Here is a 9,063-nt window from a genome sequence, read left to right as displayed (position 1 = left end):
GGTCACCGCGGCGCTCGGCGCCCCCGTGGGGCTGCGCGCGGCGGCCGCCGGGTCGGCGCTGGCCTCCGGAGCGGTCGGCGTCTACGACGACATCGTCGGGCAGCGCCCCGACCAGAAGGCCGACAAGGGATTCCGCGGGCACCTCGGCGCGCTGCGCCAGGGCCGCGTGACCGCCGGGCTGGTGAAGATCGGCGGCGTGGGGCTGACCGGCATCGCCGCAGCCGGCGCCGTCACCGGGCGCCCGCTGGACCGCGTCGTCGCCGGGGGAGTCATCGCCGGGACCGCCAACCTGTTCAACCTGCTCGACCTGCGCCCCGGACGGGCGCTGAAGGCGGCCCTCGGGCTCGGCGCGCCACTGCTCGGCGGCCCCTCAGGCAGCCTGGTCGCCGGGCCGCTCGGCGCCGCGGCGGGGCTGCTGCCCGACGATCTCGCCGAGCGCACCATGCTCGGCGACGGCGGCGCCAACGCGATCGGCGCCCTGCTCGGCCTGCGGCTCGCGGTCGCCGGGGGACCGGCGTGGCGCGCCGGCGTCCTGGCCGCGCTCACCGCGCTCACCCTCGCCAGCGAGAAGGTCAGCTTCACGAAGGTGATCGAGTCGACGCCGGTGCTGCGAGAGGTGGACGCCCTCGGGCGACGCCGATGACTGCCGCGCGGCGAGCCGGGCAGACCGTCGCTAAGGCGGCGGCGCTCATCGCGGTCCTGACCGTCCTGGCGCGCATCGTCGGGTTCGCCCGCAACATCGTCTTCTCGAACACGGTCGGCCAGACCTGCCTGGGCCAGACCTACCAGAGCACCAACACCATCCCGAACATCGTCTTCGAGATCGTCGCCGGCGGGGCACTGGCCAGCGTCGTCGTCCCGCTGATCTCTACCTACGTCGCCAAGGGCGACGTCGGGGGCGCGTCCCGCACGGCGTCCGCGCTGATGACCTGGACGATCGCGGTTCTGGTGCCGGTCTCGCTGCTCATCGCGCTGCTGGCGCGGCCACTGACCGTCGCGATCCTGCAGGACGCGCCGTGCGAGCAGGCCGTGGCGGCGGGCGCGTCGATGCTGCGGATCTTCGCGCCGCAGGTGGCGCTGTACGGCGTCGGCATCGTGCTGACCGGCGTCCTGCAGGCGTACAAGCGGTTCGGCGGCCCGGCGATCGCGCCGCTGCTGTCCTCCGTCGTGGTGGTGGCCACCTACCTGCTGTTCGCGGTCGTCGCCGGCCGCGGCGCCGACCTCGGGACGGTGCGCACCTCCGACCAGCTCATCCTGTCCGTCGGCACGACGCTCGGCGTCGTCGCCCTCAGCTGCAGCCTGCTGGTGCCGCTGCGCCGGACGCCGGTGCGGCTGCGGCCCACCTTCGCCTTCCCGCCCGGGCAGGCGCGCCGCGCCGGGGCCATGGTCGCCTCCGGCATCGCCGGGCTGGTCGCCCAGCAGCTGTTCATCGCGGTCACCCTCGTGCTGGCCAACCAGGGCGCCGTCCCGCGCGGCGCGATCAACGTGTTCGTGTACGCCCAGACCATCTACCTGCTGCCGTGGGCGGTGCTGGCCGTCCCGATCGCGACCTCGGTGTTCCCGCGGCTCGCTGAGGCGGCGTCCGCCGGGCGGATGCGGGAGCTCACCGCGTCGCTGTCCGGCGCGCACGTCGCGATCACCGCACTGTCCGGGATCGCCACCGCGGCGCTCATCGCGGCCGCGAGCGAGGTCGCGGTCGTGTTCGTCAGCCGGTCCCCGGGCGAGCCCTCGGTGGACTCGCTCACGCACGGCATCATCGGGTTCAGCGCCGGGCTGGTCGGCTACGGCGCTTTCGCGCTGCACTCCCGGGCCCTCTTCGCGCTCGGCAAGGCACGCCAGAACGCGGTCGCGGCGGCGCTCGGCTGGGCGGTCGCGATCGGCGCGGCGTTCGCGCTGTCCGCGGCGTGGGCGCCCGCCGAGCGGGTGGCGGCGATGAGCTGGGCGAACGCGCTCGGCGTGACCGTGCTCGGTGTGACGCTGGTGGTGCTGACCGCCCGCGCGACGGAGGGCTCCCGCGTCCGCGTCGTGGTGTCGTTCGCCGCGGCGACGGTGGTCGGCATCGCCGTCGGCTACCTCGTCCACGCGCTCCCGCTGCCGGGCTCACTGCAGGTCGACGCCACCAGCGGAATACTGACGGCGCTGGGAGCCGGTATCCTTCGCGGTGCCGTTGCGGCGGCCGTCGCCGGGGCCGTTCTGCTCGTCATGCCCGGCACCCACCTGCGCGACGCGCTGCGCACCGTCCGGCGGCGTACGCCGCAACCCGAGGAGGTCACGTGAGCAAGCCGTTGCAGGGCCGCACGATCACCGAGGTGCTGGCGACGTCCACCGGCGGCGTCGGCACCCACGTGCGGGGCCTGTCCGGCCATCTCGTGGACGCCGGGGCCGACCTGCGGGTCGTCGGGCCGCAGGCCACCCAGGACCTGTTCGACTTCTGCGCCTCCGGCGCCCGGTTCGCCCCGGTCGAGATCGCCGGCGGCCCGCGCCCCGTCGAGGACGCCGCTGCCGCGCGCCGGCTGCGCGCCGCCACGCGCGACAGCGATCTCATCCACGCGCACGGGCTACGCGCCGCCACGGTCGCCGCGGCCGCCAACCTCGGGCGCCGCACCCCGCTGGTCGTCACGCTGCACAACGCCGTCGACACCACCTCGGCGGTGCTGCGGGCGGCGTACGCCGCGCTGGAGCGGTTCGTGGCCAAGAGCGCGGACGTGGTCATCGGCGCCTCGCCCGACCTGGCCGACCGCGCGCGCGAGTGCGGCGCCCGATACGTGCTGTTCCGGGAGGTCGCGGCGCCGCCGCTGCCCGCGCCGACCCGCTCCCGCGCCGAGATGCGCGAGGAGCTCGGCGTGCCCGCCGACCGCCCGCTGCTGCTGTGCGTCGGCCGGCTGCACCCGCAGAAGGGCTACGACACCCTCGTGCGCGCGGCGGCGCTGTGGAAGGACCACCCGGCGCGCCCCGAGGTGCTGATCGCGGGCGACGGGCCGCTCGAGGACGCGCTGCGCCGCGACATCGACGCGTCCGGCGTCCGGATCCGGCTGCTCGGCCGGCGCCGCGACGTCGCGGACCTGCTCGGCGCGGCCGACCTCGTGCTGCTGCCGTCGCGGTGGGAGGCGCGGTCCCTGGTCGCCCAGGAGGCCATGCGGGCCGGCGTGGCGCTGGTGACCACCACGGGCGGCGGCATGGGCGAGCTGGTCGGCGATGCGGCGTACCGCATCCCGGTCGACGACGCGCCGGCGCTGGCGCGCGCCGTGCGCGAGCTCCTCGACGATCCCGCGCGGCGCGCGGCCCTCGCCGAGGCCGGCGCCCGACGCGCCGAGGGCTTCCCGACCGAGGACGACACCGCCCACGCGCTGACCGACGTCTACGTCGAGCTGCTGGGCCGCGGCCGTTGAGGACCGGCAACCGGATCTTCGCCGCGCTGCTCGTGCTGAGCGCGCTGGCCGTCGTGATCGCCGGCGTGCGGACCGCGAGCACGCCGTCGTACGCCGCCGCAGAACGCGCCGACAAGGTCGTCGTGGTGGGCGTGCCCTCCCTCGACTGGGAGGTCATCTCGCCGGTGACCATGCCGCACCTGTGGCAGCTCGCGGAGCACAGCGGCGTCGGGCTGCTCACGACCCGCGCCGCCCGCTCGGTGACCTGCCCGTGGGACGGCTGGCTGACGCTCGGTGCCGGCAACCGGGCGCGCTACCCGGCGACCATCCCGGAGGACGAGCTGCCGCCGGAGCCGGACGATCCGCTGCCCGGCGAGTCCGCGACGCTGCCGCCGCGCAAGCCGCAGACCCCCGAGGAGCAGCGCCAGACGCAGGCGACCGCCGGATGCCTCGAGCAGCGCGGCGTGCTGCCGACGGTGCAGGGCAGCAAGCTGACGCCCGCCATCACCGAGAACGAGTCGCTGAGCTTCGGCGCGAAGCCCGGGGCGCTCGGCGCGGCGGTGCAGTGCACGACCGTGGTCGGCGATGCGCCGATCCTCGCGGTCGGCGCGAAGGACGCCGACGTGCGGGTGGCCGGCCGGGCCGCGACCAGCGCCGACTGGCAGACCCGGATCAGCGGCTGCCCGCTGACGCTGATCGCCACCAGCCACGCGATGGACCGCTCCGAGGTGCAGCTGCAGGCCCTCGACACCGCCATCTCCGAGATCGTCACGGCGGCACGGGCGCAGCACGCCGCGGTCGTCGTCGCCGGCATCTCGCAGCCGGAGTACAAGCGCGCCAAGCTGCACGCGCTGATCGTGTCGGCCCCCGGGCTCGACGGGACGCTGCTGAGCTCGCCGAGCACCTCGCGAGCGGGGTACGCGCAGCTCATCGACGTGGCGCCGTCGATCCTGAGCATCCTCGGCAAGGACGCGCCCACCAGCATGACCGGGCAGGTCGTGCACGGCCAGCCGCGCGACCTGTCGCTGCGCGACCAGGTCGCCGCGTTCCGCACCGCCTCGATCGCCGCCTCGGCGCACGTCTGGATGTCGGGGAAGTTCTTCACGCTCATGACGTGGCTGACGGTGCTGGTCACCCTCGGCCTGGCGTACCTGTTGTGGCGGCGCCGGGCCCCGGGCAGGGTGGGCCGTGCTGCCGGCACCGTCGTCGCGCTGCTGCCGGCCGCCAGCCTGGTGGCCAACCTGGTGCCGTGGTGGTCGGCCGGCCGGCCCTCGGTGGCGATCATCGCCTCGATCGCCGTCGGCTGGGTGCTGCTGAGCGTGGCCTGCCTGGCCGGTCCATGGCGGCGGCATCCCGCCGGTCCGCTGCTCGCCGCCTGCGTGGTCACCTTCGGCGTCCTTGCCGCGGACGTGCTGACCGGTTCGTACCTGCAGTTCAACAGCCCGCTGGGCTACGACGCGATCGTCGCCGGCCGGTTCACCGGGTTCGGCAACATCACCTTCGCGATGTTCGCCGCCGCGGGACTGGTGCTGCTGGCCGCGGCCTGCGCACTCGCCCCGACGAGGCGGCGCACCACCGTCCTCGTCGCGGCCGGCGGACTGGCGCTGGTGGCGATGGACGGCGCGCCGGGCGCGGGCGCCGACTTCGGGGGTGTCGTCTCGCTCGTACCGGCGCTGCTGCTGCTGTGGGTGGTGGTCACCGGGACGCGGCTGTCCAAGGCCCGGCTGCTGCTGATCTTCGGCGCCGGCGCCGTCCTGGTGATGGCCATCGCGGTCGCCGACTACCTGCGGCCGGTGCAGGACCAGACCCACCTCGGCCGGTTCGTCGGGCAGATCCTCAACGGCACCGCCGCCACGATCATCCAGCGCAAGCTCTCGGCCAACCTCAAGGTGCTCACCGGCAGCGTGCTGACGGTGCTGGCCCTCGTGCTGGTCGCGGTCATCGTGTGGCAGTGGCGCGATCGCGCGTCGGCCGGACGGCGGTTCGTCGAGGAGCGCGCGCCGTACGCCGGGGCGGCGGTGGTCGCGGTGCTCGTGATGGCGGTGGTCGGCTTCGCGGTCAACGACTCGGGGATCGCGGTGACCGCGGCGGCGCTCGCCGTGGTGGTGCCTCCGGCGCTCGGGGCCCTCGGTGCGCCGCGCCCGCTCGAGGCCGACGACCGCGCGGCCGTCCCCGACGTTCCTGAGCAGCACGGCACCTGATAAGGTGAAATCCCGTAGGTCGTTGACCTGCGGGATTCGTTTTTTCGCCGCCCGACGGGCCCGGAAGCGCCGCAGAGTCGACGTTTCAGCCCGCGTCAGGAGCGTCGCCACATGGTCCCATCCACCCGCCACACCAAGCATGTCTTCGTGACCGGCGGTGTCGTGTCGTCGCTGGGCAAGGGCCTGACGGCCAGCAGCCTCGGCGCGCTGCTGAAGGCACGCGGGCTGCGCGTGACGATGCAGAAGCTCGACCCGTACCTCAACGTCGACCCGGGCACCATGAACCCGTTCCAGCACGGCGAGGTGTTCGTCACCGAGGACGGCGCGGAGACCGACCTCGACGTCGGCCACTACGAGCGGTTCCTGGACGTCAACCTCAGCGGGTTCGCCAACGTGACCACCGGCCAGGTCTACTCGAACGTGATCGCCAAGGAGCGCCGCGGCGAGTACCTCGGCGACACCGTCCAGGTCATCCCGCACATCACCAACGAGATCAAGGACCGCATGCTCGGCATGGCCGACAGCGATCCCGACGGCGAGTTCATCGACGTCGTCATCACCGAGATCGGCGGCACCGTCGGCGACATCGAGTCGCTGCCGTTCCTCGAGGCGGCCCGCCAGGTGCGGCACGAGGTCGGCCGCGACAACTGCTTCTTCCTGCACGTCTCGCTGGTGCCCTACATGGCGCCGTCCGGCGAGCTGAAGACCAAGCCGACCCAGCACTCGGTCGCGCAGCTGCGCAGCATCGGCATCCAGCCCGACGCCATCGTCGTGCGCTGCGACCGCGAGGTCCCGCAGCCGTTGAAGTCCAAGATCGCGCTCATGTGCGACGTCGAGACCGAGGCGGTCGTCGCCGCCGTCGACGCGCCGAGCATCTACGACATCCCGCGCGTGCTGCACTCCGAGGGCCTGGACGCGTACGTCGTACGCCGGCTGGGTCTGCCGTTCCGCGACGTCGACTGGACCGTGTGGGGCGACCTGCTCGACCGGGTGCACAACCCGAGCGAGACGGTCACCATCGCTCTGGTCGGCAAGTACGTCGACCTGCCCGACGCCTACCTGTCGGTCAGCGAGGCGCTGCGCGCCGGCGGGTTCGCGCACCGCGCGAAGGTCGCGATCCGCTGGGTGCCCTCCGACGACTGCGAGACCGAGCACGGCGCCGCCCGCGCGCTGGCGAACGTCGACGGGGTGCTGATCCCCGGCGGCTTCGGCATCCGCGGCATCGAGGGGAAGCTGGGCGCGATCCGCTACACGCGCACCCACGGCATCCCGACCCTGGGCATCTGCCTGGGCCTGCAGTGCATGGTGATCGAGTCGGCGCGCAACCTCGCGGGTCTCGAGGGCGCCAACTCGGCGGAGTTCGACCCCGACTCGCCGTACCCCGTCGTCGCGACGATGGCCGACCAGGAGGACGTCGTCGCCGGCGAGCGCGACATGGGCGGCACGATGCGGCTCGGCTCGTACGAAGCCGTGCTGCGCAAGGGATCCGTCGTCGCGCGGGCCTACGGCTCGGAGGTCGCGCACGAGCGGCACCGGCACCGCTACGAGGTGAACAACGCCTTCCGGGAGCAGATCGAGAAGGCCGGCCTGCAGTTCACCGGCACCTCGCCCGACGGGCGGCTGGTCGAGTTCTGCGAGCTGCCGGCCGACGTCCACCCGTTCTTCGTCGGCACCCAGGCGCATCCCGAGCTCAAGTCGCGCCCGACCAAGGCGCACCCGCTGTTCGCCGGGTTCATCGGCGCGGCGCTGCAGTACCAGGACTCGGCGAAGCTGCCGGTGTCCTGATGGCCACCCTCGAGCAGCGCCCCTCCGACGGGTACGTCGTGGAGCGCTCGGACACCCGGTACGCCGGCCGGATCCTCGGCGTCCGCGAGGACCACGTCCGGTTCCCCGATGGCAGCACCGCGCGCCGGGACGTCGTGACGCACGGCGGCGCGGTCGGCGTCGTCGCGCTCGACGAGGACGGCGGCGTCGTCCTGATCGAGCAGTACCGGCCCGCCGTGCGGCGGTTCCTGTGGGAGCTGCCCGCGGGGATCCTCGACGTCGACGGTGAGCACGCCGTCGAGGCCGCGCAGCGCGAGCTCGCCGAGGAGGTCGGGCTGCGCGCCGAGCGGTGGGACACCCTCGTCGACCTGGTGAGCGCGGCCGGCTTCTGCGAGGAGCGGGTGCGGGTCTACCTCGCCCGCGACCTGCACGACGCCCCCGTGCCCGACGGCTTCGTCCGCGAGAACGAGGAGGCGGACCTGATCGTGCGCCGGGTGCCGCTCGCGGACTGCGTGCGGGCCGTGCACGACGGGACGATCATCAACTCGCTCGCCGTCGCGGGCCTGCTGGCCGCATCGCGCGCCGTCGAGGACCCGTCGCTGCTGCGCCCCGCCACCGCCCCCTGGCCCGCGTAACACCCCGATGTTGTTACCGCGGACCCGCTGAGCGCGTTCGCTGTAACAGAAGCGGGTAGATCAGAAGCGCTCGAAGGGCGCCGCGTAGGAGAAGCGGCCCACCTGGCCGGCGTAGTCGGACAGCGTCCGCACCTGGAAGTAGTCGCCCCATGCCTCGTTCGGGGCGAGGACGTCGACCGAACGGGCGGGGACGAAGCCGAACCGGCGGTAGTAGCCCGGTTCGCCGAGCAACCCGACGAGCGGCTCGTGCAGCGCGTCGGCAGCACCGAGCACCGCGTGCATCAGCGCCGAGCCGACGCCGGCGCGCTGCCAGCCGGGCAGCACGCTCACCGGGCCGAGCCCCAGGGCCGGCCGTCCGTCGACGTGTGCACGGGTCGCGACCACGTGCCCGACCACCGCGTCGTCCTCGATCGCGACGAGCGATAGCTCGGGGATCCATCCGGGATCGGCCCGCAGCCAGCCGACGAGGGTCGCCTCGCCGGGGTCGCCGCCCGGCTCGACCGGCGGCGCGCTGTGCTGCGCCCCGCGGAACGCCGCGGCGGTGACCGCCCGGATGGGGTCGATGTCGTCGGGGGCCTCGCGTCGGATCAGCACCGCCGAATCGTCCACGCGCCGCCGCGGCCTCGTCAACCCGATTTTCCTACCGCCGACCCGCCGAGCGGCTTCGCGGACCCAGAATCGGGGGCCTCTCCACGGTCGTCGAGGCCCCTCCGCGGTCGTTAAGGCTCGACGCTCACGGGTCGTCGAGCCGTCGAACGGTCGCGACGCCTCTCCACGGTCGTCGCCGCTCAACGCTCACCGGTCGAACGGTCGCGACGCCTCTCCACGGTCGTCGCCGCTCAATGCTCATCGGTCGAACGGTCGCGACGCCTCTCCACGGTCGTCGCCGCTCAACGCTCACCGGTCGAACGGTCGCGACGCCTCTCACCGGTCGTCGAGCGAGCGAGGAACGAGCGACGTCGAGACGCCGCAAGCCGACATCGTCGCCGCACCGTGTCTCGACGTCGCCTTCGCCTAGCCTCGATGTTTCACGAGGGGCGGCTGGCCTGTCGGTGTGGCCGGGCTGGCCGGGTGGTGGCGGCGGGCGTGGGTGAT

The 9,063-nt window shown here is 73.8% G+C and carries 7 protein-coding genes; 6 read left to right on the top strand and 1 reads right to left on the bottom strand.

Annotation, left to right across the window (positions count from 1 at the left end):
• From F8A92_RS18725 to F8A92_RS17740, 6 genes are all read left to right on the top strand, one after another.
• Window positions 1-643 (top strand): hypothetical protein (locus tag F8A92_RS18725; protein WP_194291574.1); only part of this gene is annotated, 643 nt, incomplete at its 5' end.
• Window positions 640-2,277 carry a murein biosynthesis integral membrane protein MurJ gene (gene murJ, locus F8A92_RS17760; protein WP_153506516.1) on the top strand — a complete coding sequence of 546 codons (1,638 nt, stop codon included), beginning with the start codon at window positions 640-642 and terminating at the stop codon, window positions 2,275-2,277. The genes F8A92_RS18725 and murJ, both read left to right, overlap by 4 nt.
• Window positions 2,274-3,389 (top strand): glycosyltransferase family 4 protein, encoded by a 1,116-nt coding sequence (locus tag F8A92_RS17755; protein ID WP_153506515.1) that lies wholly within the window; start codon window positions 2,274-2,276, stop codon window positions 3,387-3,389. Before murJ ends, F8A92_RS17755 begins: the two co-directional genes overlap by 4 nt.
• Entirely contained in the window at window positions 3,386-5,569 is a 2,184-nt protein-coding gene (locus tag F8A92_RS17750; RefSeq protein WP_153506514.1) for a hypothetical protein, read from the top strand. Before F8A92_RS17755 ends, F8A92_RS17750 begins: the two co-directional genes overlap by 4 nt.
• Window positions 5,570-5,680: 111 nt before the next feature.
• Complete coding sequence (locus F8A92_RS17745) at window positions 5,681-7,354, top strand: CTP synthase (protein WP_153506513.1); 1,674 nt, start codon at window positions 5,681-5,683, stop codon at window positions 7,352-7,354.
• Window positions 7,354-7,968, top strand: coding sequence for an NUDIX domain-containing protein (locus tag F8A92_RS17740; RefSeq protein WP_153506512.1), 615 nt, complete (start codon window positions 7,354-7,356; stop codon window positions 7,966-7,968). The genes F8A92_RS17745 and F8A92_RS17740 overlap by 1 nt, the downstream gene beginning before the upstream one ends.
• Window positions 7,969-8,028: 60 nt before the next feature.
• On the opposite strand, the gene F8A92_RS17735 is transcribed toward F8A92_RS17740, so the two are convergent.
• On the bottom strand, window positions 8,029-8,562 hold the full coding sequence (locus F8A92_RS17735) for a GNAT family N-acetyltransferase (protein WP_153506511.1): 534 nt from the start codon (window positions 8,560-8,562) through the stop codon (window positions 8,029-8,031).
• Between the last annotated feature and the right edge of the window lie 501 nt (window positions 8,563-9,063).

The sequence above is a fragment of the Cumulibacter manganitolerans genome (genome assembly GCF_009602465.1).
Lineage (GTDB): Bacteria > Actinomycetota > Actinomycetes > Mycobacteriales > Antricoccaceae > Cumulibacter > Cumulibacter manganitolerans.
The sequence above is the reverse complement of the archived record's forward strand: the minus strand, read 5'-3'. Positions and strand labels throughout refer to the sequence as shown.

Excerpts from the sequence above, each read along its gene's own strand:
- murJ (WP_153506516.1), top strand. The coding sequence starts at position 640 with ATGACTGCCGCGCGGCGAGCCGGGCAGACCGTCGCTAAGGCGGCGGCG.
- F8A92_RS17740 (WP_153506512.1), top strand. The coding sequence starts at position 7,354 with ATGGCCACCCTCGAGCAGCGCCCCTCCGACGGGTACGTCGTGGAGCGC.
- F8A92_RS17745 (WP_153506513.1), top strand. The coding sequence starts at position 5,681 with ATGGTCCCATCCACCCGCCACACCAAGCATGTCTTCGTGACCGGCGGT.